Origin of the sequence: Limosilactobacillus sp. (assembly GCF_051873035.1) — a bacterium.
Taxonomy (GTDB): Bacteria; Bacillota; Bacilli; order Lactobacillales; family Lactobacillaceae; genus Limosilactobacillus.
Genome location: NZ_JBJEEL010000054.1, coordinates 1 through 24,729 on the forward strand (window position 1 = coordinate 1; position 24,729 = coordinate 24,729).

General features: G+C 48.3%; 21 protein-coding genes. 15 read left to right on the forward strand and 6 right to left on the reverse strand.

Going from position 1 to position 24,729, the window contains the following annotated elements; translation table 11 throughout:
- Window positions 1-66 precede the first annotated feature (66 nt).
- The gene (locus ACI31H_RS05135; RefSeq protein WP_439770922.1) at window positions 67-1,401 is read right to left on the reverse strand and encodes an APC family permease; all 1,335 of its coding nucleotides are present in this window, start codon (window positions 1,399-1,401) and stop codon (window positions 67-69) included.
- A gap of 351 nt (window positions 1,402-1,752) precedes the next feature.
- Window positions 1,753-2,673 (reverse strand): DMT family transporter, encoded by a 921-nt coding sequence (locus tag ACI31H_RS05140; protein WP_439770923.1) that lies wholly within the window; start codon window positions 2,671-2,673, stop codon window positions 1,753-1,755.
- 141 nt (window positions 2,674-2,814) lie between these two features.
- Here ACI31H_RS05140 and ACI31H_RS05145 point away from each other — a divergent pair, with 141 nt between their 5' ends.
- The 6 genes from ACI31H_RS05145 (at window position 2,815) to ACI31H_RS05170 (ending at window position 9,254) form a co-directional block, all read left to right on the forward strand.
- A complete protein-coding gene (locus ACI31H_RS05145; RefSeq protein ID WP_439770924.1) occupies window positions 2,815-3,768 on the forward strand; it encodes an aldo/keto reductase in 954 nt (317 codons plus the stop codon).
- Between the two features lies 1 nt (window position 3,769).
- Window positions 3,770-4,297, forward strand: coding sequence for a phosphatase PAP2 family protein (locus ACI31H_RS05150; protein WP_439770925.1), 528 nt, complete (start codon window positions 3,770-3,772; stop codon window positions 4,295-4,297).
- A 67-nt stretch (window positions 4,298-4,364) separates the two neighbouring features.
- A complete protein-coding gene (locus tag ACI31H_RS05155; RefSeq protein ID WP_439770926.1) occupies window positions 4,365-7,226 on the forward strand; it encodes a DEAD/DEAH box helicase in 2,862 nt (953 codons plus the stop codon).
- A gap of 97 nt (window positions 7,227-7,323) precedes the next feature.
- The gene (locus ACI31H_RS05160; protein ID WP_439770927.1) at window positions 7,324-7,707 is read left to right on the forward strand and encodes a GntR family transcriptional regulator; all 384 of its coding nucleotides are present in this window, start codon (window positions 7,324-7,326) and stop codon (window positions 7,705-7,707) included.
- A complete protein-coding gene (locus tag ACI31H_RS05165; RefSeq protein ID WP_439770928.1) occupies window positions 7,688-8,557 on the forward strand; it encodes an ATP-binding cassette domain-containing protein in 870 nt (289 codons plus the stop codon). Before ACI31H_RS05160 ends, ACI31H_RS05165 begins: the two co-directional genes overlap by 20 nt.
- Entirely contained in the window at window positions 8,550-9,254 is a 705-nt protein-coding gene (locus ACI31H_RS05170; RefSeq protein WP_439770929.1) for a hypothetical protein, read from the forward strand. The genes ACI31H_RS05165 and ACI31H_RS05170 overlap by 8 nt, the downstream gene beginning before the upstream one ends.
- 64 nt (window positions 9,255-9,318) lie before the next feature.
- Here the strand turns inward: ACI31H_RS05170 and ACI31H_RS05175 are convergent, their stop codons facing one another.
- The 3 genes from ACI31H_RS05175 to ACI31H_RS05185 form a co-directional block, all read right to left on the reverse strand.
- The gene (locus tag ACI31H_RS05175) at window positions 9,319-11,130 is read right to left on the reverse strand and encodes a heavy metal translocating P-type ATPase (protein ID WP_439770930.1); all 1,812 of its coding nucleotides are present in this window, start codon (window positions 11,128-11,130) and stop codon (window positions 9,319-9,321) included.
- A 130-nt stretch (window positions 11,131-11,260) separates the two neighbouring features.
- On the reverse strand, window positions 11,261-11,965 hold the full coding sequence (locus ACI31H_RS05180) for a type 1 glutamine amidotransferase (RefSeq protein WP_439770931.1): 705 nt from the start codon (window positions 11,963-11,965) through the stop codon (window positions 11,261-11,263).
- Window positions 11,965-13,302: a MurT ligase domain-containing protein gene (locus ACI31H_RS05185; RefSeq protein WP_439770932.1), complete on the reverse strand. Its 1,338-nt coding sequence runs from the start codon at window positions 13,300-13,302 to the stop codon at window positions 11,965-11,967. The genes ACI31H_RS05180 and ACI31H_RS05185 overlap by 1 nt, the downstream gene beginning before the upstream one ends.
- Before the next feature lie 138 nt (window positions 13,303-13,440).
- Here ACI31H_RS05185 and ACI31H_RS05190 point away from each other — a divergent pair, with 138 nt between their 5' ends.
- Window positions 13,441-14,577, forward strand: coding sequence for a phosphopentomutase (locus tag ACI31H_RS05190; protein WP_439770933.1), 1,137 nt, complete (start codon window positions 13,441-13,443; stop codon window positions 14,575-14,577).
- A 79-nt stretch (window positions 14,578-14,656) separates the two neighbouring features.
- On the forward strand, window positions 14,657-15,175 hold the full coding sequence (locus tag ACI31H_RS05195) for a flavodoxin family protein (protein WP_439770934.1): 519 nt from the start codon (window positions 14,657-14,659) through the stop codon (window positions 15,173-15,175).
- Here the strand turns inward: ACI31H_RS05195 and ACI31H_RS05200 are convergent.
- Window positions 15,159-15,290 carry a hypothetical protein gene (locus tag ACI31H_RS05200; RefSeq protein WP_439770935.1) on the reverse strand — a complete coding sequence of 44 codons (132 nt, stop codon included), beginning with the start codon at window positions 15,288-15,290 and terminating at the stop codon, window positions 15,159-15,161. The genes ACI31H_RS05195 and ACI31H_RS05200 overlap by 17 nt on opposite strands.
- Before the next feature lie 227 nt (window positions 15,291-15,517).
- On the opposite strand from ACI31H_RS05200, the gene ACI31H_RS05205 reads away from it, so the two are divergent.
- The 7 genes from ACI31H_RS05205 (at window position 15,518) to ACI31H_RS05235 (ending at window position 24,714) form a co-directional block, all read left to right on the forward strand.
- Window positions 15,518-17,041, forward strand: coding sequence for a glycosyltransferase (locus ACI31H_RS05205; RefSeq protein ID WP_439770936.1), 1,524 nt, complete (start codon window positions 15,518-15,520; stop codon window positions 17,039-17,041).
- Window positions 17,041-18,546: a glycosyltransferase gene (locus ACI31H_RS05210; protein ID WP_439770937.1), complete on the forward strand. Its 1,506-nt coding sequence runs from the start codon at window positions 17,041-17,043 to the stop codon at window positions 18,544-18,546. The genes ACI31H_RS05205 and ACI31H_RS05210 overlap by 1 nt, the downstream gene beginning before the upstream one ends.
- A gap of 232 nt (window positions 18,547-18,778) precedes the next feature.
- Window positions 18,779-21,181, forward strand: coding sequence for an LPXTG cell wall anchor domain-containing protein (locus ACI31H_RS05215; RefSeq protein ID WP_439770938.1), 2,403 nt, complete (start codon window positions 18,779-18,781; stop codon window positions 21,179-21,181).
- 272 nt (window positions 21,182-21,453) lie between these two features.
- Window positions 21,454-22,125 (forward strand): YveK family protein, encoded by a 672-nt coding sequence (locus tag ACI31H_RS05220; protein WP_439770939.1) that lies wholly within the window; start codon window positions 21,454-21,456, stop codon window positions 22,123-22,125.
- Between the two features lie 39 nt (window positions 22,126-22,164).
- Complete coding sequence (locus tag ACI31H_RS05225; RefSeq protein ID WP_439770940.1) at window positions 22,165-22,812, forward strand: sugar transferase; 648 nt, start codon at window positions 22,165-22,167, stop codon at window positions 22,810-22,812.
- Window positions 22,813-23,619, forward strand: a complete 807-nt coding sequence (locus ACI31H_RS05230; RefSeq protein WP_439770941.1) for a glycosyltransferase — start codon at window positions 22,813-22,815, stop codon at window positions 23,617-23,619.
- 24 nt (window positions 23,620-23,643) lie between these two features.
- Complete coding sequence (locus ACI31H_RS05235; RefSeq protein ID WP_439770942.1) at window positions 23,644-24,714, forward strand: glycosyltransferase; 1,071 nt, start codon at window positions 23,644-23,646, stop codon at window positions 24,712-24,714.
- Window positions 24,715-24,729: the final 15 nt, after the last annotated feature.

Genomic DNA, 24,729 nt, shown 5'->3' on the forward strand with positions numbered 1-24,729 from the left:
TATGCCCTGTGATACCAAGGGATCAGTCTGTCTTCATACTTTCAAGTTTCAGATAATTTAATCTAATTAAAGCCGTTTGGCGTCGAGTCGTTTAACAAAGTAGAGGATCGGCAGGCCGACAACCACGATCCCGATAAATAGGATTACCCCGGCCGGATCATTGAGAATTTCACTGACGAGGACAAAGATCCCACCAGCAATGGCAATGATCGGGATAAGCGGGTACAGCGGTGTACTGAAGGGCCGTTCTTCCGGGGTGTTCCGCCGCCGGAGGATAAAGATTCCGAAGAAGGCGAGCAGGTAGAAGCAGTAGACGGTGAAGACGCAGAGGTCCGATAAGTGGTCAGGATCAAAGAAGAACATCATTATGGTAGCTAGAATAATGATGAAGATGGTAGCGACGACCGGCGACTTGCCTTTCGGGGTAACGTATGCCAATAACCGTGAGAAGGGCAGGTCGCCCCGCTTGGCCATTGCGTACACGATCCGGGGGAAGGTGATCATCTTTCCATTAAGGGTTCCCATCATCGAGATGATAATTCCGGCCGACAGGAGCTTACCACCGATCGCCCCGAAGGCCTTGGTTGCCAGGTAGGCAGTCGTATTCTCACCCAGGCGGTGAATTAGGTTGACCGGTAAGAACTTAAGGATGCCGACCGTGATTAAAGTGTAAATAATCAAAACAGCGGTAATCCCGAGGATGATTGCCCGGGGTAAAAGTTTCTGGGGGTTCCTCATTTCACCACCGAGGTTGGCAATTAGAATCCAGCCATCGTAACCGAAAAGGGTTGCCAAGACAGCGACCCCAAAGCCGCCGCTGGCCCGGTGAATTTCGGTAACGGTTTGCCCGAAGGCATCCTGGTGACCCCAGAATAGGCCGAAAATGATGATGGCAGCAATTGGCACCATTTTACCCACGGTCGTGATAATGGCAAAGATCGCCCCGACCTTGTTTTCAAAGAGGTTCATAATCCCGATTGCTAATACCGTAATTACGGCTAGTGGGATTCGCCACTGGGTACCAAGTCCAAAGAAGTTGGCCATCAGGATACTCATAAAACCAGCTACCGAGGCAATGATTGCGGGACCGTACACGATCACCTGCATCCAGCCGGCCAGGAAACCAAGAATCCGGCCATAAATGTTTTCAATGTAAACGTAAAGCCCACCAGTGTAGGGCATTTGGGCCCCGATTTCGGCCACCGTTAGTCCCCCGGTCAGGGTGATAATCCCCCCAAAAACCCAGGCGGCGATGGCCAAGGTCGAAGTACCGGCACTATCGAGCACCGAACCCTGTTTGAAAAAGATCCCAGAACCAATAATGGTCCCTACGACAATCGAAATCGCCGACCAAAAGCCTAACGAACGCTTTAACTCTTCTGCTGGTTGTTGATTATTCATTTTTAATCCTCCGTTCTTGAATTTAAACTAAAAGACCCGAACACCAGTAATCAAATGGATGTTGCCAAATGATTGTCGGTGTTCGGGTGGCGGAAGACTACCGCTGATTTAATAGCACACCAAAATCACTCAGCCTCGTAGGGAACTAGAGACTGAGGAGGAAGATTGTTGATTAAGTGGATGAATGGTAATAGTCATGGTTGGAAATCCTCCTTGGTGTTTTCTTCAAAAATTAGAATACCATTAAAATTATCATTTTTCAACAACTTTTTTAAACTTAGCATAAGAATAAACTAATAAATCCTGGCATGACCGTGTTCGTCATGCCAGGATTCTTAGAAAATGATAAGTTTATCGTAAGTGCGGCCAGTGAATGAAGACGGCCAATTTACGGAAGGGGATGGCCTGGAGTACCGTGGTAAAGAGGATCAGTAAGGAACCTAAGACGGCGGCCCAGGTCAACTGGGTACCCAGTAAAGTTACTGCTAGGATCGTGGCAACCAGGGGTTCGAAGGCACTTAGAATTCCGGTTGCGGCCGGTGAAATATAGCGGATACTCTGTAAAAAAAGGGTATAGGAAAACATTGTTCCCCCAATGACGATATAGGCGACAAGGACCCAGGAAAAGAGGCTCAGGTGGGGTGCCGGGATCAGTAGCAGTGATGGCGAAAGTAGCACTCCTGAGATTAGCATTGCCAGGCCACAGACCGTTAAGGCATCAAAGCGGCTGAGTAAGGGACGCGGTAGCAGGGTGTAGAGTGCCGCCGCCCCCGCACACCAGATTCCCCAGAAGAGGGCGACCGGTGTAAGGGTCAGCCGGTCCAAATGCCCGCCGGTTGCCAGGAAGAAGGTCCCGACCAGTGCAATGGCAATGCTGAAGCAGTCAATCCGGCGGGGCCAACGGTGGGTTGACAGTGCCAACCAGATGATGATAAAGACCGGTTGAAGGTACTGGATGACGGTCGCGGTCGGTGCATTGCTATATTTAATCGCTAAGAAGTAGGTTAACTGTGAATTGGTCATCCCCAGGATAGCAAACAAGAAGAGCGTTTGTAGGTCACGCTTATTGGTAACGACGGCCTTAAGTTGCTGGGGCTGTTTTAAGATACACCACAGGGTTAATAAAACGCCGGCGCCCAGCAAGCGGAGGCCAACTAACCAGGTATTAGAAATGTCAGTCGATGAAAAAAGGTACTGTGCCGCTGCACCGGAGATCCCCCACAAGGAGGCCCCACTGGCGGCCAGCAAGATTCCCTTTGCCCGTTTATTCATCAGAAATTCCTCCCACGAACAATAATAAAATTAATATAGCATTTTCATGGCAAAAAATGAACCACCTTTAAGCGTGATAGCGGTTGAAGTATAATTAGAAAATGAAGTGTGGTTATGTGTTTTTGTGAAGGGATGAGGCTGATGAAGACAGTTAAAATTGGTGGTACGAATTGGACCAGTTCAAACGTCGCGCTCGGCATTATGCGGATGGGGACGCTGGCGGTAGCTGATTGTGCCCGGGCCATTGAGGCGGCCCACGCGGCTGGAATTAATTTCTTTGACTCGGCAGATATTTATGGAAATGACCCAGTCTTGGGACGGGGCTCGTCTGAAATTCATTTTGGCCAGGCCCTCAAGCAAACTGGCTTGTCACGGGATGACTTTTATTTTCAATCCAAGGCGGGACTGTACGCGAATGCGGATAACAAGATTACCCGCTACGATTCTTCGCGGGACCACCTGTTGAAGGCGGTTGATGGGATCCTCCAGCGGACCGGGGTGGAATACCTGGACTCGCTAGTGATTCACCGGCCAGACGCCCTAATGGACCCGGCCGAAGTAGCGGTGGCTTTTGATAAGCTTCAGGCCAGCGGCAAGGTACGGCACTTTGGGGTTTCGAACTTTAATCCGGCCCAGGTGGCCCTTCTCCAGTCGGCGTTGAGCCAGCGCCTCTTGGTTGACCAGGTCCAATTCGGTCTCAAACATACGGGGATGATCGACTACGACTTCCATACCAACATGACCGATGACGGTTCGATTAACCATGACGGGGGCCTGCTCGATTACTGCCGGCTTCACCAAATGACCATCCAAACCTGGTCGCCATTCCAGTACGGCACCTTTGCGGGTACCTTTATCAACAACGACCGGTTCCCTAAGCTCAATGATCAGCTAGCCCAGTTAGCTACGAAGTATCAAGTCAGCAAGAACGCCATTGCATTGGCTTGGATTCTCCGCCACCCGGCCCGGATGCAGGTCCTAATTGGGACGATGAATCCGACCCACATCGCTGACAGTGCGGCCGGTAGTGATATTACTTTAACCAGGCAGGAATGGTATGACCTTTACCTAGCTGCCGGAAACGAGCTACCGTAAAATGGATACTAAGTATGATTACTATGAATTTTATACGACCCTGAGTAACTGGTTTAGTCGGCACCCCCGCCTCATCGGGGCCCTACGGATTTTTAACCAGCTGGCTGTAGTGATAATGTACCTGGCCTATTTAGGGGCCCTGCTGGTGGCAGTGGGGCAGGCGTGGCCATCACCAGTCGCCCTGGTTCAGACGGTTGGCCCCCTGGTCATTATTCCGGGCTTGGGCTTCGGTATTTTGACCCTGGCCCGGCGGTATCTTAACGCTCCCCGGCCCTATGATGAGTGGATGATCGACCCCTTGATTCCCCGGGAAAAGCACGGTAATTCTTTGCCCAGTCGGCACGTCTTTTCGGCCACGGTCATTAGCCTGGTCGCCTGGCGCGTTGCTTGGCCAGCTGGGGTTGTCTTGCTGGTGTTGACGGTTCTACTGGCCCTGGCCCGGGTCCTCGGTGGGGTTCACTACCCACGGGATGTGGTTGCCGGGATGCTCTGCGGGATAATTTGTGGTGCACTTTTGTGGTTATTTTAAGATGGAAGTTACTAAAGGGATCCAATCATTAACTGGTCGGATCCCTTTAACTGATGAGGGAAGATTAATGGATAAACAAGCGACATTTAAAAATGCACTGTTAAACGGCCTTTACAGTCAGAAATATCCAGGCCATGAGTTGTTGACGCCGCAACTACTGACCAATAACCAGGCCGGGACGCTATGGCAAACCATCCAGGATGAACTACAGCACTGCCGGCACTTTACCTGGGCGGTGGCCTTCGTGACGGTAGACATGCTGGTGCCACTTAAGGCGACGTTAGCCGACCTCGCTGACTGGGGAATCTCCGGTACCCTATTTACCAGTGACTACCTTGGCTTTAACAGTCCCCGGGCCTTTAAAGAACTGCTAAAGATTCCTAACCTGACCGTCCGAATTGTACAGAGTGCCGGTTTCCATGCTAAGGGCTACCTCTTTGACCATGGTGACTACCAGACTGCGCTAGTGGGTAGTGCCAATTTTACCCGTGCCGCGCTCTTACAAAATGTTGAATGGACCCTCAAGGTGAGCTCCCGCACGGCGGCCCACCTAACGGACCAGCTGGCTGCACAGTTTACTGCCTTGGAGAAAGCCAGCCAGCCCTTGACAACCGCCTGGTTGGCCACTTACCAGGCCCGCTGGCAGGCACCGGCGCGGCCACAATTATCGCCACAACCGCGCCCAGTGGTTCCTAATCAAATGCAGCGGCCGGCCCTGAAGGAGTTGGCGGCCCTGGTGGCGTCTGGTGCCCAGCGGGGACTAGTGGTCTCGGCGACGGGGACCGGGAAGACCTACCTAGGTGCCTTTGCGGTGAAGGACTTTCACCCCCACCGCTTTTTGTACGTTGTTCACCGGGAACAGATTGCCGTTAAGTCTCGCCAGAGTTTCCGGCGGGTGATTGGTGGGCCGGCCAGTGACTACGGGCTGTTATCTGGTAACCACCACGATTGGGACGCTAAGTACCTCTTTGCAACGGTGCAAACCCTAAGCCAGCCGGCGACGTTAAAGCGACTCGCTGCTGACCAGTTTGACTACATCTTGATTGATGAGGCGCACCGGGCGACGGCACCGAGCTACCAGCGTATCTTTGACCACTTTACTCCCCAGTTCTGGTTGGGGATGACGGCGACACCGGAACGAATGGATAAGCAGGATGTTTATGCTCTTTTTGACTACCATTTGGCCTACGAAATTCGGCTAAAGGAGGCGTTGGCCGCTGATATGTTGGCGCCGTTTCACTATGTCGGCATCCAGGATTATGAACAAGACGGGGCGGTGTTGACGGAAACGAGTAAGCTCCGCTACCTGGTAGCTGACCAGCGGGTTTACTATATTCTGCAGCAGTTAGACTACTATGGTTACTGTGGTGACCAGGCAAAGGGGCTCGTCTTTTGTTCCCGCCAGGAAGAGGCTCGGGAGTTAGCCCAAAAGTTTACCGCTGCCGGGCACCCCGCCGCGGCCCTTACCAACACGGATTCTCCCCACCGGCGCCAGCAAGTGGTGGACCGGTTAACGGCGGGGAAGTTAGAATACATCGTGACCGTGGACCTCTTTAACGAGGGGGTTGATATCCCGGCACTTAACCAAATCATCATGCTCCGCAATACCCAATCGGTGACCGTTTTTACCCAGCAGTTGGGACGGGGATTACGAAAGTATCCGGGGAAGCAGTACGTAACCGTGCTAGACTTCATCGGTAACTACCAGAATAACTTTTTAATTCCGTTAGCGTTAAACCAGGATACCAGTCGCCAGGTTGACCAGGCCCGGCAAGAGGTCCGCCTTCCCCAGACGATTGGGGTATCGACGGTCAACTTCCGGCGGGTGGCGGCCGACCGGATCTTGCGTTCACTTGCGGCAGTTAAGCTCGACAGTCTTAAAGAATTACGGCAGGCTTACCAGGACCTCCACCACCGCCTGGGCCGACCACCGTTACTCCAGGACTTTGCCCGTTACGGGACCGTCTCACCACTGGTTTTTGTCGCTAACGGGCGCCTCAGTAACTACGGTGACTTCCTAAATAAAATGGGGGTTGCAGTAAAGCTGACGGCCTATGAGCATGCCGTCCTGACCTTTGTGACTAAGGAACTGGTGAACGGCAAGCGGCCTCATGAGCTACTGTTATTACAGCTGCTGTTAACTACTCGTGATCACCGGTGTAGCCAAGAACAGCTCCTCGCGGCCTTGCAGCGGGCCGGTGCTTACGTTAATCCTGCGCTCCTTCAGTCGCTAGATGCGGTCTTAAGCCTACGCTTCTTTGACGTTAAAGCTGGTAAGAAGACCCGCCGGGAGGTTTACGGCGGCCGGGCCCTCGTTTGCCATCCCGACCTGGTGGACTACCAACTGGACCCAGCCCTGGCCACTGCTATTGACCAGGACGACCAGTTTGCCCACTTGATGACGGATACGGTTGTAACTGGCCTAGCGATGAGTAAGCACTATGATGCCAGCCACCAGTTTACCCTTTACCAGCAGTACGACCGGAAAGATGTCTGTCGCCTGTTAAACTGGCCCCGTGACGTTAGTGCGCCGCTGTATGGCTACCGGGTTGGAGAACGGGAATGCCCTATCTTCATTACCTACCAGAAGCAGGACGCTCAAAAGCGCAATGCCATCTATGATAACCAGCTGCAAAACGGGCAATCGCTGCGCTGGTACACCCGTAGTCCCCGCCACCGCTCTTCACCAGAAGTTCAACGGTTGTTGGCCAAAGACGGCAATGGCCAACCGCGGGTGCAGATCCACCTCTTTGTCAAACGGAACGATGCGGTGGGCAAAGAGTTTTACTACCTGGGAACGGCTAAGGTTCAGCCAGGATCGGTCGCGGAGGAAAAATTGGGGGCCAAGCAAAAGGCGGCAGTGGGGATGGACCTGCTGCTTGACCAGCCCCTGTCCCTCCGCATGCGCCGGTTATTATTTGAAGAATAGTGAAGGCAAGCAGGATTTCTGCTTGCTTTTTTATTGGCAGACTTATATACTTAGTTACATAAGTAATTAACAAATTAACTAACGAGGAGGTGGCACCGTGCAATTTAATTTTGATGATGCGACACCGCTTTACCAGCAGATTGCCAGTCAACTGGAGGAGATGATCTTTACCGGGGGCTTTGACGAGGGGAGTCAGATTCCGTCAACGACCCAACTTTCTACCGAGTTACATATCAACCCGGCGACCGTCCTCAAAGGGATGAACATCCTAGTTGATAAGGGTCTGGTCGAAAAACGCCGGGGTCGTGGAATGTTCGTTGCCGACGGTGCACAGGAGAAGATTATGCAAGCACGGAAGGAAAGTTTTTATAACGACTATGTTAAGAGCCTCGTGGTGGAGGCACATAAGCTAGGTATCAACAAGGAACACCTACTGGAACTTATTGAACGGGGGGAAAACGATGGAAACATTACGGATTGACCACATTAGTAAAAAGTACGGCCGCCAGTTAATTCTAGATGATGTCAGTTTTCAACTGGCACCGGGGAAGATTTACGGCTTACTGGGCCAAAATGGTGCGGGAAAGTCGACGTTACTCAACATCATGACCGGCCGGGTTTTCCCCACGAGTGGGACGGTAAGTCTGGGCGAGTTGGGCACTAATGACCAGGACCAGGTGCTGGGGGCGATGTACTTGATGAGTGAGGCTAGCCTCTATCCGAAGCGAACGACGATTCGGCGGATGTTTGACCTGGCGGACGGCGCCTATGGTGACTTTGACTACCAGAATGCGGAACGGTTATTGCAGGCGTTTGGTATTGATAGCGGGACCCAGCTGAGTAAGTTGTCGACCGGGCTTCAGACTGCGGCCAAGCTAACCGTGGCCTTGAACGTCAACGCCAGCTATATCTTACTGGATGAACCAGTCCTGGGACTTGATGCTAACCACCGTGATATTTTCTATAAGGAATTGATCAAAACCTACCAAAATAAGCCCCGGACCTTTGTAATCTCGACCCACCTGATTGATGAAATTCAGCAGCTGGTGGAGCATGTGATTATCCTGGCGGACCAGCACGTCATTGCGAATGCGGCCGTTCAAGAGATGCTAGCACAGGCCTACACCGTAACGGGTCCTGGTGAGTTGGTGAACCAGTACGTCGCGGGATTACGGGTTTTGTCAAGTGACCAGCTGGGCAAGATCAAGACGGCCTACGTCTATGACCACTTAAACGACCAGCGGGTGATCCCGGACCAGGTTAAAATTGGCCATTATGATCTACAGCAATTATTTATCCGGTTAACAAATGGGGGTAGTAGTAATGAATAACCAAAAGTTAAAACTTGAGGTCACCAACGTCTTTCACCGCTTGGGGATCGCAATCCTGATTACCGTTGCCTGGGTGGTCGGCTTTGAATTCCTGATTTCTCTTGGGGGCCTGGTAATGAACCATAATTGGTCATCCTTTGTAGTCGGCTTGCAAGGGATTCCGTCGACGCTGGCCCTGTTCATTAACCTGGTCCTGCTGGCCTACTTCATTGTGACTCCGTACACTGATTTTAAGTGGTCGATCCAAAATGGAATTTCCCGCAAGACCATGTGGCGGGGCCGGTTACTAGCCCTAGTTTTGTCCACCCTGGTGATCTTTATTCTGGACGAACTCTTGTCACTAGCCAATGAGCCCATTAAGAGTCCCCGGACGTTATTAATCAACTTCTTGATCCTACTGACGGGAGTGGTTACCTGCCAGGCAATTGGTAATGGCTTTGGCCTGCTAAACCGGACTGGAAAGTGGATCGTCGGGATTGGTATTCCGGTAATGCTGATTATTATCATGATCCTCTTGCTGCGGATGCTGGTGGCAATGGGGACAAGTGGCCTGTTACTTGGCTACCAGCACAACCACTTGGTGGGGACACTCTTTAACAACGTTGCCACCCCTTACATTGTGTGGCTAATTTACTTTGTCATCGTCTTATTCTTGACCCGACTCTTCAATAACCACCTGCAGTTACGGCGGGATTAATAAAAGTAGCGCTAAACGTTCGGTTTCCCGAATGCTTAGCGCTGCTTTTGGTTTAGGGGTAAATCTAATCTTGGTGTAGCTGCCGCGCCTTGAGTGCCCATAGGATTGAAACGGTATCGATTACCTCTTGGAGCATGGCACCGATAAAGGCTGGGATAACCCCCAAGCTGGCAATCAGCATCAAAATAGTACAGATGGTGATCCCGATTAAGACAGCCTGCTTGGCGATCCGGATGGTGTCTTTAGAGATGGCGACGGCCTTTGCCACCTTGGCCAGGTCGTCTTTTAAGATGACCACGTCGGCGGTTTCACTCGCGGCGGTTGACCCGTTGGCCCCCATGGCGATCCCCACATCAGCGGTAGCCAGTGATGGCGCATCGTTGACCCCGTCACCAACCATGAAGAGGGGATGGCGGTCGGCCGGGACGGACTTTAACGCCGCAATTTTATCCTGGGGTAAGAGGTCGGCCTTGACGGTGGTAATCCCCACCCGGTTAGCAACCTGCTGGGCAATCGTGCGTTGGTCCCCAGTGAGCATCATCAGGTTATTGACCCCGAGTTTGCGGAGTTTAGTCATGGTTGTAGCTGCTTCGGGCCGGATATGGTCGGTAAACGAAATGGCTCCGTAATACTGACCATCCACGCTGACGTAAATTGCGGTGGTCGTTAGCGCAGCCTGATTGGTTTGGGGGGCCACAAACCTAAGCTTGCCGGCCTTTATCAGGTGGCCTTCAATTGTCGCGGTGATCCCCCGGCCGGTGACCTCATTAAGGTCGGCGACCGGCGCCAGGGAAATTTGCTGCTCCTGGGCGTACTTAATCAGGGACCGGGCCAAAATGTGGGACGAGTTCTGTTCGGCACTCGCGGTTAGGTGGAGCAGCCGTTCGGGCATAACTTCGCCGGCTGGTAACACTTGGGCAACGGCGAGGTGACCGTTAGTGATCGTTCCTGTTTTGTCAAAGGCCCCGGTTTTGGCGCCCGCCAGCTTTTCCAGGACACTCCCGGTCTTGACTACCACTCCGTTACGGGAGGCCCGGCTCATTCCAGAAACCATGGCGACCGGGGCGGCCAGGATTAGGGGACAGGGGGAAGCAACGACGAGGACTTCGGCAAAGCGCCGGGGATCTTGAGAAAACCACCAGGCCACCAGTGAAATAACGATGGCGACGATGGTAAAGGGGACGGCGTACCGGTCCGCCAACCGGACAAAGTGAGCGGGCGTACTTTCCGCTTCCTGGACTAGCTTAACGAGTTGCTGGTATTGGCTATCCTTAGCCAACTTAGTTACTTTGATGGTGACGGCCTCGTTGCCGTTAACGGCGCCTGACATGACCTCGTCACCAACGTCCTTATTGACTGGTCGGGCCTCCCCAGTTAGGGATGACTCGTCGAAGTCACTGTGGCCGGCAGCGACGACGCCATCAACAGGGACCAATTCACCCGGCTTAACGATGATCTGTTGCCCAACGTGGACAGCATCAACGGCCACGTCCGTGCTCCCACTGGGGGTAATAACGTGGGCCTGGCGAGGAGTATTATCCAGGAGGGCCTTTAATTCAGTGTTAGCCTTGTTAGCCGCATAGTCTTCGAGGGCGTCCCCACCGGTTAGCATGACAAGGATGACCATGGCGGCCCAGTACTCACCAACAGATAAGGTAGCAATGACCGCTAGAATTGCTAAGAGGTCGACACCATACTTGCCGGAGCGTAAAGTCTTAACCATCCCGATAAACATGGTTAAGGCCACCAGGGCTCCAACAACGGTTACGATGATTTGTGCCAGTAGTGGTTGGTGCAGGCCATATTGAAGTACCAGGGCGACAACCGCGATAACGATAATCAAGCCGAGTTTTTGCTTATTCGAAAGACAATGCATAATTTACTCCCCCAAGTTATAACTTTTCTTATAATTTCTATTATAGGCGACTTACTCGTCTTTATATACCGGGGAAATTAAAAAGGAGTTGCAACGGCCGAAAAAGCGGTGTTGTAACTCCTAAATTATTTTAATAAGTTGGTTCGATTTTAACAGCACGCTGGGCGGTCAGGTCCGCGTCGGGGTACTTATTAGCCAGTGCGATCAATAGCATTCGCTTGGCCAGTTCACCGTTCCGGTCCAAGACGGTATGCATGTTAGTGCAGAAGGTGTTCTTGTAGACGGCACCCTCGGTATCATCATCGTAGTTATTACCGGTTCCTTCGATCACGGTTCCCAGCGGCTTTTCATCGTCACCAAGGAAGGTTACCAGGTCATGATTTTCATGGCCGTGGAGGTTGCTTCCCCATTGGGATTTTGCAACTAGGTCACCCTGGATGGGCTCACCGTTGGCCGGTTGTTCACTGTGGTGGGATAAGAGGGCTGCTCCCGTGACCTTCTCACCATACTGGTTGATGTAAGACTGACCGAGCAGTTGGTAGCCTTCACTGACTGCTAGCAGGGGCTTATTACTTTCGATGAACTTTTGTAATTCGTCATGCTTGCTGGGGATGTCTTCACGGGCGATTGATTGCTCAAACTTTTGCCCCGCCCCCAGGACGATCAGGTCATAGTCGTCAGCTTTAAAGCCATCTTCCACGCTGACGACCTTGCTGGTGACGTCTGTATCGAGCAGTTGACCGTAGTACTTAAGGGCCATGATATTCCCCAGGTCCCCGTAGGTATTCAACAGGTTACCGTACAGGTGGGCCAGTTGTAATTGATATTTAGCCACTATTCCATCCCCCCATCGATGTACTTCTTTTCCGCCAAGGCCTTTCGCAGTTGCCGCATGGCGGTGTAGCAGGTAACCGCGTAGAGCCGTTTCGTCGGAATTTCTTGAATCCGGTCGATTAGCTTGGCCGGGTCCGGTTCAACGTTGACGTCCTTAAAGCCGCCAAACTTGAAGCGGGTGGCGGCATCCTTGTAATTAGAGGCGCCGACCAGGTAGTAAGGGATGTCGCGTTCTTTTAAGGTTTCAAAGTTACAATCCCAGATCCAGGAAGTGTCTTCACCATCCGCTGGCAGGGCCGTTAACAAGAAGGCGAAGGAGAAGGGCTCCTTGTCGGTCTTGATCATGTCCAAGACGGTGTCGACCCCAATTTGGTTCTTTACCATGATGATGACCATTTCCTTGTCACCAATCTGGACCTTTTCTTGTCGACCGAAGATTTCCGGGCTCTTTTCAAAGGCGGTCTTGATATCAGCCTTTTCCACACCCATGAAACGGGATAAGGAGTAGGCAGCGAGGGCGTTGTAGATGTTGTAGGAACCACCGACGGGGATGGTGTACTCGTAGTCGTCAAACTTGACAACGGAATCAGTGGAAGTCATCCGGTCGACGGCGGTAACCTTGTAGTCTAGGCTTGGCCGCTTGTGACCGCAGTGGGGACAGAAGTAAGCGCCAAGGTCCCCGTAGGTAATAAAGCCGTAGTGGATGATGTGGTGACACTTCGGGCAAACGACCCCGTCCGTGTTAGATGGTGCTTCCAAATCATCCATTGGTTGATCATCAAAACCGTACCAAACGCGCGGGTTAGGAAGGTCAACCGAGTTGAAGATCGGGTCGTCGGCGTTGGCAATAATCGTGGCCTTAGGCGCCATCCGCACCCCTTCTAGCATCCGGTCCCAGGTCGCGTACAGTTCACTGTAACGGTCCAACTGGTCGCGAAAGAGGTTGGTAAAGACGAAGGCCTTAGGTTTAAAGTACTTCACGATGCGGACGATGTTGGCCTCGTCGACTTCCAGGACGGCCAGGCCCTTCTTCTTGGGCTTCGGTGCAGAAACGAAGATCGTCGCAATCCCCCGCTTCATGTTGGAGCCGGTTGGGTTGTAAAGGACGTCCGGGTACTTTTGCTTAAGTGCCTGAACGGCCAGAGCGGTAGCCGTGGTCTTCCCGTTAGTCCCGCCGACGATTACGAAGTCGTAACGGTCCTTGTAGTGGTAAAGAATGTCTGGGTCAATCTTGAGGGCAACCAGACCGGGAAGCGAACTCCCCCGATTAAAAATGCCGTGCAAAACGGAGTATGAAAGATGCCCCGCCCCAGCGGCAACAGAACTTCTGAACGACATAGTATGATCCTTTCTAATTCAATTAATATCCTTCCAATAAAAAAACTCACTTTGCTATTATATGAAGATTCGGGGGAATTGAAAAGCCCCTAATTGTGTTATGCTAAGGCCAGTATCAGTCGATAGGGGGAATTGAAAATGGCCGCAAAATTTAACCGGATTATCATGGTCGTGGTCGACGGTCTGGGGATTGGTAGTGCGCCGGATGCGGCCCACTTTGCTGACCAGGGGGCCGATACCCTCGGGAGCCTGGTTCGCCACTTCCGCGCCCGTTTGCAGCTGCCGGTTTTGACGAGCCTGGGTCTTGGTGAGTTACACCCACTGTTTAGTCCGGCGACCTTAGCAACTGACCATGCCTATTATGGGCAGGCTCGGCCGGCCGCCATTGGTAAAACGGGGCTAGAAGGTGCCTGGGAGCTATTAGGGGTGCCGACCAGAGAAGAGTTCACGGCCTTTCCCCAGGGATTTCCCCCGGAATTGCTTGCTAAAATTAGCCGTGATGCACACCGGCCGGTAATTAGTAACCAGCCGGCCACTCCTGTCCGGGCACTGGCCAACTGGGGGGATGAACAAGTGGCGACGGGCGGAATAATTATTTTTACAAGTGGTGGCTCGGACCTTTGGCTGACGGCCCACGAGGCGACGATGACTGCTGAAGAACTGTGGGAAGTTGGTTACGCTGCCCGGCGGTGGCTTGATCAACAAGACAATGTTAACTTGAGCCAGGTCATTGCAGTCCCATTTGCTGGTGACGCCCTGGGTAGATACGTTTACCGAAGAACGGCGGCCCGGGTTTTACCAATGGCAGCGCCGCGGCCAACGGTTGTGACTCGTCTGAAAGCGGCGGGAATTCCGGTGCAGACGCTGAGTGGTGACGATACCGGGGCACTCCAGGAGTTAGGGCGGCAGTTAGCAAAACAACAGTCTGGGCTATGGTTGACGCACTTGGGCGCCGTTGACCGCGCCGGTCGCCAACGGGATCCGGAAAGGATGGGGCAGTCCCTTCAAGCAGTCGACCGGGCCCTGGGGGAATTGTTACCGAGATTAGATCGGGACGACTTACTCTTACTGACGGCGACCCACGGGAACGATCCTGATTTTCCGGGTGGGGCGCTGACTCGTGAGTGGGTACCACTGCTGGCCTATTCGACACGCTTGACCGGTGGCCGGTTAGCTGACCGGGCCAGTTTGGCCGATACCGCCGCTTTGATTTTAGAAAATTTTGACCTAGTGAGTGAAAATACTGGCAATAGTTTTCTTACTTTACTAAAGTGAAGGTGACCGCTAATGCAAATAAACGCATTTCACAGTTCACTATATAATAGGAAGAAAAATAAAAGGGGAGTGGCAGTTGATGAAAATTGTTGTAATTACAAGCAGTGCGCACGTCAATGGGGCTTCTGACTATTTGGCAGACCAGTTTATAAAGGGCGCTCAGACCGGTGGACACGAAATTTATCGTTATAATGCTGTCGACCACCAAAATGACTTCGTGATGGTTGACGAAAAAAACGCAGCAATTACTCAACATGATGATGTTGAACAACTGCTGCAAAAGATTATCCAGGCAGACCTGGTAGTAATGGTAACGCCACTGTACTACTTCGGGATGAGCTCCATGCTGAAGACGATTGTGGACCGCTTTTATGATCATAACCATGACTTAAAGGGTCACAAGCAGGCGATGATGTTAGCGACGGCGGCCGGAGATGACTTTTCTTCATTAAAGGCTAACTACCGACAAATTGTCGACTACCTGCGCTGGCAAGATGCCGGCACGATCTGGGACGGTGGCGCGCTAGACCACCCGGCCATTGATAAGTATGGTCAACAGGCGTATGAACTTGGTAAGGGGCTTAACGCCGCGAATTAAAGTAAAAGGCCAGGCAGATGATGATGGCGAGCACGATGATGGCAAGCCGGGGGTCGGCTTTAAAAAGTTCGTGCATGGCGTGGACCTGGCCAATACCGACTGGTAAGTTTAACATTTTAAAACCTCCTTGGTGATTTATAGACATTATGCCGGTGAATTTCCGTGGTGGCAAATATAATGATTGTAGATAAAACCTGAATAACTACTGAAGGGTTTGCCGCTGATGGTGAGCCTTTTTTGTATGCTACCGGTCCGGCTGTGTCGAATGACGGGGTTTATGTTAAAATTATTTTGTGATTTTAAAGAGGAGATTCTAAAAATATGCTTTTTTTCTTAAACGATGTGATACAGATTAATAAGTCGGGAATTGAGTTTGCCCAAATTCAACGTTTAAACTTGTTCAAGCAGTATCATGAACCAGCGATGATTGTGACGAGACAGTATAATAATAATTTGCATTATATTATTAAAGAGTCCGGAATTGATGATCAGCATTTTATTAACATGTTTGATTATTTTCAAAATGCGCGTTCGGTAGAGTCACATCCGGTAATGCTTAAGGACATCCATATCAATCCTAATTGGCAAAAGAAAGTTGATGGGCAGACCATCTACTACAGTCAGGATGGCACTATTGTTTTGGCAATTCGTTGTAAGAGTGCTGATGATGAAACGGTGCAAAACCTACAGTATTTTGACCATTTTGGTAAGCTACTCAAGATTGCCTGGTATGATAACCGGGGCTTTATCTCGGTAGAACAACTTTTTGATTGGCGCAATAAGATGGCTCTGGAAAATTACTTTACTCCAGAAGGAAAATTAGCCATCCAAAAAACTAATCTCATGAATAAACAAGGCGAAAAGGTAACTAACTATCACTTGTTTAACTATCGGGGGCATGACTATCACTTTGTTGGCCTGGATGCGCTGACGAGCTTCTTCTTGGATGAGTTAGTAACGGATAAGGAAATTTGCGGCGATGAACCAGTGGGAATCATTGTTGACCGTAACTTTGAAAATGCCTGGTCAGTTATGCATATGCACCACCGCGTACCACGGTATATGCAATTACATAGTATTCAGGTTAATAATCCTGGCGATATTATGAATTCAACGTATAACTTTAACTATGAATGGGGATTTAACCACCTTAAGGATTGGGATGGTGTTATTGCGTTAACCCCCCAACAGGAAACGGATGTTAAGTTACGGTTAGGTAAGTACGGGGTACCGATTTACCACGTACCGAGTGCTGTTGTTTCCGATGAACAGATCAACGCTCCCCATGTACCGTTTGCTAGTCGTAAACTGCATAAGGTAGTAGTTGTGGCCCGGCTCTCTCCCGAAAAACAGCAGGAACATATTATTGCTGCTTGGCCACAAATCCTGGCAAAGGTTCCGGATGCAACACTAGATCTATGGGGATATGCTAATGATAACTATGACCAAAAGTTACGTCAGCAAATCAAAAAATTAGGGGTAGAAAAATCGGTTCATTTAAAGGGCTTTACCTCTAATATCTCGCAAATAGATGATGAAGCACAGTTGATGGTATTACCAACTAGTGGCGAAGGACTAGCAATTGCTCTTGTTGAAGCCGAATCACATGGCCTACCAATGGTAGCGAACGATGTTAAGTATGGCCCAGGCGATATTATCATTAACAACCGTGATGGTCTGCTGACCAAGAATGGTGATATTGATGGTCTAGCCAAGGCTGTAATTACCTTACTGACTGATCAAAAGAAGCTTGCTGAGATGAGTGAAAATGCCTACGAAGATAGTAAGCGGTATTCTGGACCAGTAGTAATGAAGCTATGGCGGCAAATTATCGATGATGTCAAGAGCAAGGGGGCTAACGAATAGTGTTTTATTTTGTAAATAAGTATCTGTTAAGTAGTAACTCAAGTGCCGAGCATACTGAAATTAAGCGGCTAAAATTATTTAAACGGAATAACGTCGATGCTAAGTTAGTGACCTTTGATTTTGATAACATTATCCATGCGACTTTAGGCCGCTTTGGTTTGGCGGATGACCAATTGGTTAACCTATATGATTTCTTTGCTGGCACGACGGATTATCAAGGGAAGGTATTACGAGTTGCCGATTTAAGACTTACCCATGATTATCAAGTGGGAACTGGTAACGATAGCCAAGAAGTAAAAGACGGTGACCGTCTAGTAGCCAAGATTTTCTTTATCGGGGGAACCGTGGGACAAGTTGACCACATTGACTACTATGACCAGGCTGGAAATATTACCCTTCGTGAACGTTATGACATTCGGGGATTTAAGGCGGTCGACCAAACCTTTGGTGAAGATGGTGAGATCTATTATGAACGGTATTACCGTCCTAATGGTGAATGCTACCTTGAAAAGTATTACGTACAATCGACACAAAATACACCAATTAATTCATTGAACGTGCTTAAAAATTATAAGGGTGAAGACCGCTATCTGAATGGTCCGGATTATTTAGAAGACTTCTTCTTAAATGAATTATCGCAAGTTGATAATCAGCCGAACGTCTTTATCGCTGACCGACCGGATATAACCTTGAATCGGGTTGCAGCAATCCAGAACCCCGCGACCCGAAAGTACTTCAGCTTGCCGTTTAACCACTTGTTGCCGGGACAAGATCCAGTCCGTGGTAAGATGAGTGCCTTAATTGAAGAAACGATTTTAAAACAGCATGACATTTGGGACGGTGTCATTGTGGATACCCAGGCCCAAAAGGATGACTTGGATAAGCGTTTTGGTAACCAGATTAAAGTGTTCGCTATTAATGCTTCGCCGGTTGCCCACGTTCTGAAGCGGGTACCGATGACCGCCCGTAAGAAGCACCAGCTGATTTATGTCGGTCGTTTGGCGGAAGATAAGGGGACGAGCACCTTGATAAGTCTTTTTGCCAAAGTTCACAAGAAAGTTAATGATAGTGAGTTAGTCCTGTATGGTTATGGGACTGCGGCTGATACTAAGCAGTACCACGAGCAAGTAGAAAAGCTCAAATTACAAAATGTAGTTAAGTTTGCGGGTTATCAGCCCCAGGTTAATAATTACTATGATGCTGCACAGCTATTTGTCGATACAGGTATTATTGATGCCCAGCCACTGGCGATGGCCGAAGCCCTTGAGCATGGTGTGCCGGTTGTAACCTTTAACTATTCATACGGTCCAGCGGAAATAATTAAGCCGGGGGTTAACGGCGAACTAATTCCGTTAAATGATAAGAACAAGCTAGTTAAAACCGTAATTAGTTTACTGACTGATCAGGCTAAACTACAACAGCTGAGTGATGGCGCTTATGATAATCTGAACGAATATGATTACCAGGCCACCTGGAAGCAGTGGGAAACGTTAATTAATGATTAAAGTTATAATTTATTCATTACTACGCTAGTGTACTTCTCCGTAAGGAAATCCAGCACTAACAATCTTAGTTGTTCATTAAAGAACTTTAGGAAAACTTGAAAAAAAGATTTTAATATATTATTATGAGTTTGTTCTGAAATTGTTTATTGTTTCATAGTGACAATAACATACCAAATAGATTTTCAGAATTTATTTGTATTTTTTACTTAAATATTCTAGGAGGGTACTTACTATGAAGAATAATGCAATGCATTATAAGATGTACAAGGCTAAGAAGAACATCGTTTACGCTGGCCTTGTTACTACTGCTGTTTTGGCAGGTTTAACTTTAACTAACGTTAACAACAACGCCAACGCTGATACTGTTGCACAACCAGCTACTACTGCTGTAACTAACGAAAAGGCTGCTGCAACCACTACTACTAACAACGCTGCTGTTCAATCAGCACAAGCTGCTGTTACTGCTGCAAGCAACAACGTTACCTCAGCACAAGCTGCTGTATCTAACGCCCAAGCAAATGTTGCTTCTGCACAAAACTTGAACTCTGACGTTGCTGCTGTTTCCAAGGCTAACGACGCTTACAAGCAAGCTCTTGCACAACAAGACAAGGCTGGTCAAGCTTCTACTCAAGCACAAAGCAACTTTGTAGCAGCTAGTGCTGCTGCTTCAGCCGCTATTCACACTGCCGCTACTCAAAAGGGCTTTGGTGAAACCGATACTACTACTAACAACGCTGCTCAACAAGCCGTTGCTTACTGGAACGCTGTTTCTGCCCAAACCAGTGATACGCTTGCTTCCGTAGCTGCTGCTCGTCCTGCAGTTGAAGCTAAGTACAACCAAAAGCATGAAGACTACACCGTTCAATCTAACTACGTTGCTGACCTGGCTACTAAGGTTAACAACCTGAAGTCTGAACTTGCTTCACAACAAGCTGCTAGTGCTTCTAGTGCTGCTATTGCCGTAACTTCTAACGCATTGACTTCAATGCAAAAGCGTTACGATACGGAAGCTTACCAGTTGAACACTACCTACGCTTACCAAAACAACAGTGCTCAAACTGATGTTACTTACCTTAACAACGTAACTGCTCAAGCTAACAAGGACATGAGCCAAGTTAGCGATGCATTAACTAAGATTTCCGCATACCTGACTGCTAAGGCAGCTAACGAACTTGCTTACCAAAACGCTCGTGCTGCCGTAGCTGCTACTAGCCGGGCAGAAAAGGCATACGTTGAAGCTATGAACGCTCACAACCTGCCAAACAGCCAACAACTGCAACAGCTTGAAGAAAACGCTGCTACTGCTAACAACTTTGCTAAGTCATACCAAGATCAACTTAACAACAACGCTGCATACAGCGCTGCTAACAGTGCTGTTACCCGTGCTAACAACGCTCAATCTAACGCTCAAGCTAGTGTTAACAACTACTCAGCTGCCGTTGCTAGTGACCAAGCTGCATTGACTTCAGCTAACAACGCTTTGAGTGACGCACTTGCTCAAGTTGCTAGTGCAACTACTGAAGCTGAAAAGACGGCTGCTGCTGCCGCACGTGCTAATGCTGAAGACGCTGTATCTCGTGCCCAAGCACAACTTGACAATGACAAGGCTAACTTGACTGCTGCTAACAAGCAATTACGTAATGCTAACAAGCTGGTTAAGACTGCTCAAGACAACCTGAACAATGTTCTGAAGAGCACTGTTACGGTTAACGAAGGTGCCAATGCACCAGCCGTTTCAATGAAGCTGTCAGACCTTGTTAACCTGGTTAACGACTGGAACAGCCGTGCAACTGCTGCCACTAACAAGCTGAATGCTGCTAAGTCCAACCTTGCTTCTGTTGCTGACGTTCAAGCAACGCTTGACACTGCTGAAGCTGAATTAGCTACTGCTCAAGCTAACCTGACTGCTGCTCAAGGTGCTTACCAAACTGCTTTGGATGCTTTGAACGCTCTGCAAGGTGTTACTAGCAACGCATCTCAAAAGTACGGTAACCAATTAAACAACAACGGTAACAGTACTTACACTAAGCCTGCTACCCAAGCCCAAGCTGCCAATGCTTCAGAAGCTGCTAACGCTGCTGCTAACGACGCAGTTACGACTGTCGTTCCTGCTCCTACTCCAGCTGAAGTTGCTGGTACTGCTCCAGTTGACCAAATTGCCAACGTTGTATGGACTGACCCAGCTGCTGTTAACGCTGCCGTAGCTAAGGGTGCTGGTACTTACCCACTCCAAGTTACTGTTAACTGGACTGATGGTAGCCAAAGCACCATCAACTGGAACTTGACTGTTAACGAAGCCACTACTCCAGTCAACCCTGACACTCCAGTAAACCCTGGTAACAACACTAACAATGGTAACCAAAACAACAACAATGGTAACCAAAACACTACTACTAACGGTGTTGTTTCTGGCTTCACTGGTGTAAATGGTAGCAACTACTACGTAAACGGCCAACAAGTAACTAAGGCTCAATACGAAGCTTACGTTGCTAACAAGGCTCAACAAAATGGTTCACAAGCATCAGCCGCTACCTTACCACAAACTGGTAACGAAAACTCTGCTGCTATCGTAGCACTGGGTGCCGTTTCAGCTATGTTTGGTCTTGGCCTTGCTGCTAAGAAGCGTGAATTCTAATTAAATCTATTTTAAGAATAGAATGGCCCTTATTATAAAGAGTGGGGGGAAGGTAATACTCTGAGATTTCTTTGTTATTTTGGAATACCCTCCTAAAAAAGAGTAATCATTATCTACGAGTGTTATCTAATGATTAAGCCAATACAAGCTGAATATAGCTTGTGTTGGCTTTTTCTTTTGCCAATTTACAAAGGTTGGGATTTAGTTTATATTTATAGGGTGTCAAATCTTAATTATCAGTGAATATATGTAAGACATCGGGGAATGTTAGTATGGTCACTGAATTAAATAAAGGGGTAAATAAAGTGAACGAAACACGAACTGAGCGTAACGCTTTTCCTAATGATAGCATTCGCTTATGGCAGCTTATTAAGGCGATGAGAAAGCATCTAGTAATGATTATTGTCGCGACCGTTTTTGTTGCGGCCGTTTGTTTTGGCCTAGCTAAATACGCCATTGTGCCACAATATACATCATCATCACAAATCCTGGTTAACCAAAAACATGCGACCGCTGATGGTCAGGCATTTAACAACCAGCAAGCAGATATTCAGATGATTAATACTTATAAGGGAATAATTACTAATCATCAGATTCTCAACGCAACCCGAGTTCAACTAGCAGATGCTAACCCAGGTTATCGTTTATCATACAAACGATTGAAAAAGATGGTGAGCGTTCAAACCAGTCAGAATTCGCAATTATTTGAGATAAGAGCTAAGGCGTCAAGTCCCCGGGAAGCAACGGTGATTGCTAATACGGTTACCGATGTCTTTCAAAAGCGAATTAAAAAGATTATGGGCTTTAGCAACACTAAGGTAACTTCGCGGGCGGTAGTTCCAGATAAACCGTCCTTTCCAAATGTAACGTTATTTACACTCGGTGGGGCCTTAATTGGTTTCTTTTTAGGAACAGTCGTTGCAGTTATTAAAGAAGTGGGGTAACTATTAGTTTGATGAGTAGAAGGGAGGATTAATTTTGCAATGGCTAAAGAAAAATCCATGATAAAAGAGCACAATATACCGCATTTTCGCTTATATTGCGATGTTATTAAGAGAATCTTTGATGTTTTCTTTAGCATTTTGGCAATTATTATTTTGGGTATTCCAATGATAATTATCGCAATTTTAATCAAAAGAAGTTCTCCTAATGAACCTATCTTGTTTAAACAGGTTCGTATCGGGAAGAATAATGTCCCTTTTACTATTTATAAATTTCGCACCATGGTTGGGACGGCTCCCCACCAAGTATCAACAGAACAGTTTACCCACCCAGAACGCTACGTAACTTCAATCGGTAGTATTTTGCGACGGACCAGTTTAGATGAGCTCCCCCAATTGTTTAATGTTGTGAGGGGAGAAATGTCAATTATTGGGCCGCGGCCATTAATTCCAAACGAAAAGGCCGTATTAAAAATGCGGACTGAATTAGGGGCCAATCGGGTCTTACCGGGAATTACCGGATTGGCCCAGGTTAATGGCCGTGATAACTTAATTGGAGCCAAAAAAGCACAAATTGATGCAGCATATGCCCGCCACGTCAACATAGTATTAGATCTGATTATTTTAGTGCGAACTATTTTTGACGTCATCAGTGGTCGCGGCATTAACGGAGGAAAAGATAAAGAGTAAATGCAAAAGTTGAACGGACATCAAAAAAAGAGAATATCCGTTGCAGTAGTGTTTTATAATCCAACACGTGAAGAATTGCAGCAAACCAAGCAGAATATAAAAAAATTAATGTCATTAACTGCTTTTCAATTTAGCTTTTATCTAATCGATAATGGATCATCGACACGTAAAATTGACCGCGCATTCTTTGATGATCTCTCTAATATCATTACTTTTATCGAGACGGAAGAGAACCGTGGCTTTGGTAAGGGACATAACACTGTGTTGTCACAGTTAGACTCTTGCTATCACGTGGTAATGAATCCCGATATTAAGCTTAAGGACCTAACTGGCTTTATGGATGCGATTAGTTACCTCGATCAGCATGAAGAAGTTGTACTGCTTTCGCCATTGGTTAGGGATAAGGAGACCGGTAAGGTTCAATATTTGAACCGGAAACTCCCAACAGTTTTTGATCTACTTATTCGTTTCTTGGGACCGCGTGCTTTTCCACAACGGCAGCGTCAGTTTACTAAGCAGTTAGATGGCTATGACCATATCCAGGTCGAAGAAAACGCCACCGGCTCCTTCATGTTACTGCGGACGGCAACCTTTAAGGAAGTTGGTGGTTTTGATCCGCGCTTCTTTATGTATTTTGAAGATACCGATTTGACAGTAAGACTATCAAAAATCGGTAAAGTAATCATCTATCCTTCCTTTATGGTTTATCATGGCTGGCGACGTGCTAACCATTCCATTAGGGGTGTCTTTCCGATGATAAAGAGTATGGTGCAGTATTTTAATAAATGGGGCTGGAAGTGGTATTGATAAGTAGAAAAGGTGGTCTAGTTCATGCGAATTGTTGTAAGTGATTATGCTGCGACGCCGACTAGTGGTGGCACATTCTCAATTTTAGAGGATTTTTATAAGGACGTTTTAAAGCATGATTCTAAAAATGAATGGTTCTTTATTTTAGCAGGAGAATACTTTCCAACTTCAGCGAATGTCAAGATAATTACCCGTCCGGATTTAAAGCAGAGTAAGTTCAAGAAACTCTTTTTTGAGCTTGGCGGTGGGCGAAGCTTTATTAACCACTACCACCCGGATGTTTTTATTTCCTTGCAGAATATTTGTACTGTCGGAGTTAAGAGCCCGCTCAAAATTGTTTACCTTCATCAGTCGATTCCCTTTTTTCAAGGGCACCGCTTTAGTTTCCTCAAGCCTGCGGAACGGAGAGTGGCCTTATACCAACGACTAGTAGGAAGAGTAATCAAATACAGTCTTTCCAAAGAGCAACCACTCACTATTGTTCAAACCGATTGGATGAAAAGGGCGGTTATCCAACAAACCAGGCTGGTGGGGGAAAGGGTCCTCAAGGTTGGCCCTAAGGTTCCCGTTATTAATGATCATCATTATTTTGCTAATCAACATCACCGTTTCTTTTATCCGGCAACTGCTTATCTTTATAAAAACCATCAGTTGATTTTAAAAGCAATTCGGTTACTAAACGGGCAGGGGATAAATAATTTTCAAGTTAGTTTGACCCTCACTAAAGAACAGCTGCCGACTGCAAATAATAATGTGGAACTATTGGGCTTTATTCCGCGACAACAGGTGTTGAAGATGTATGAAGATCATGTATTAATCTTTCCTTCATATATTGAGAGCTACGGACTACCAATGCTTGAGGCCGCCCAGAAGGCAGACCTTATTTTAGCTGCGGATATTGATGTTACCCATGAAGTACTAGCGGGATATTCGAATGTTTACTACTTTGACTATCGGGATCCGGAGGCATTAGCACGATTGATGAAAAAGGTAATCACTGGTGAGTTAAAGTCTGACCTGCGGCCAATCCAGGTTCCCTATCGTAACGAATCATTATTACAAACAATTCAGCAATTGATTGTAGAAGGTAAGTAAAGTAGAGGAGTAGCA

Bases quoted from the DNA above. Each gene is read 5' to 3' on its own strand.
- ACI31H_RS05235 (WP_439770942.1), top strand. From the start codon at position 23,644: ATGCGAATTGTTGTAAGTGATTATGCTGCGACGCCGACTAGTGGTGGC.
- ACI31H_RS05230 (WP_439770941.1), top strand. From the start codon at position 22,813: ATGCAAAAGTTGAACGGACATCAAAAAAAGAGAATATCCGTTGCAGTA.
- ACI31H_RS05165 (WP_439770928.1), top strand. From the start codon at position 7,688: ATGGAAACATTACGGATTGACCACATTAGTAAAAAGTACGGCCGCCAG.
- ACI31H_RS05195 (WP_439770934.1), top strand. From the start codon at position 14,657: ATGAAAATTGTTGTAATTACAAGCAGTGCGCACGTCAATGGGGCTTCT.
- ACI31H_RS05220 (WP_439770939.1), top strand. From the start codon at position 21,454: ATGGTCACTGAATTAAATAAAGGGGTAAATAAAGTGAACGAAACACGA.
- ACI31H_RS05215 (WP_439770938.1), top strand. From the start codon at position 18,779: ATGAAGAATAATGCAATGCATTATAAGATGTACAAGGCTAAGAAGAAC.
- ACI31H_RS05170 (WP_439770929.1), top strand. From the start codon at position 8,550: ATGAATAACCAAAAGTTAAAACTTGAGGTCACCAACGTCTTTCACCGC.
- ACI31H_RS05155 (WP_439770926.1), top strand. From the start codon at position 4,365: ATGGATAAACAAGCGACATTTAAAAATGCACTGTTAAACGGCCTTTAC.
- ACI31H_RS05150 (WP_439770925.1), top strand. From the start codon at position 3,770: ATGGATACTAAGTATGATTACTATGAATTTTATACGACCCTGAGTAAC.
- ACI31H_RS05190 (WP_439770933.1), top strand. From the start codon at position 13,441: ATGGCCGCAAAATTTAACCGGATTATCATGGTCGTGGTCGACGGTCTG.
- ACI31H_RS05145 (WP_439770924.1), top strand. From the start codon at position 2,815: ATGAAGACAGTTAAAATTGGTGGTACGAATTGGACCAGTTCAAACGTC.
- ACI31H_RS05140 (WP_439770923.1), bottom strand. From the start codon at position 2,673: ATGAATAAACGGGCAAAGGGAATCTTGCTGGCCGCCAGTGGGGCCTCC.
- ACI31H_RS05175 (WP_439770930.1), bottom strand. From the start codon at position 11,130: ATGCATTGTCTTTCGAATAAGCAAAAACTCGGCTTGATTATCGTTATC.
- ACI31H_RS05200 (WP_439770935.1), bottom strand. From the start codon at position 15,290: ATGTTAAACTTACCAGTCGGTATTGGCCAGGTCCACGCCATGCACGAA.
- ACI31H_RS05135 (WP_439770922.1), bottom strand. From the start codon at position 1,401: ATGAATAATCAACAACCAGCAGAAGAGTTAAAGCGTTCGTTAGGCTTT.
- ACI31H_RS05225 (WP_439770940.1), top strand. From the start codon at position 22,165: ATGGCTAAAGAAAAATCCATGATAAAAGAGCACAATATACCGCATTTT.
- ACI31H_RS05185 (WP_439770932.1), bottom strand. From the start codon at position 13,302: ATGTCGTTCAGAAGTTCTGTTGCCGCTGGGGCGGGGCATCTTTCATAC.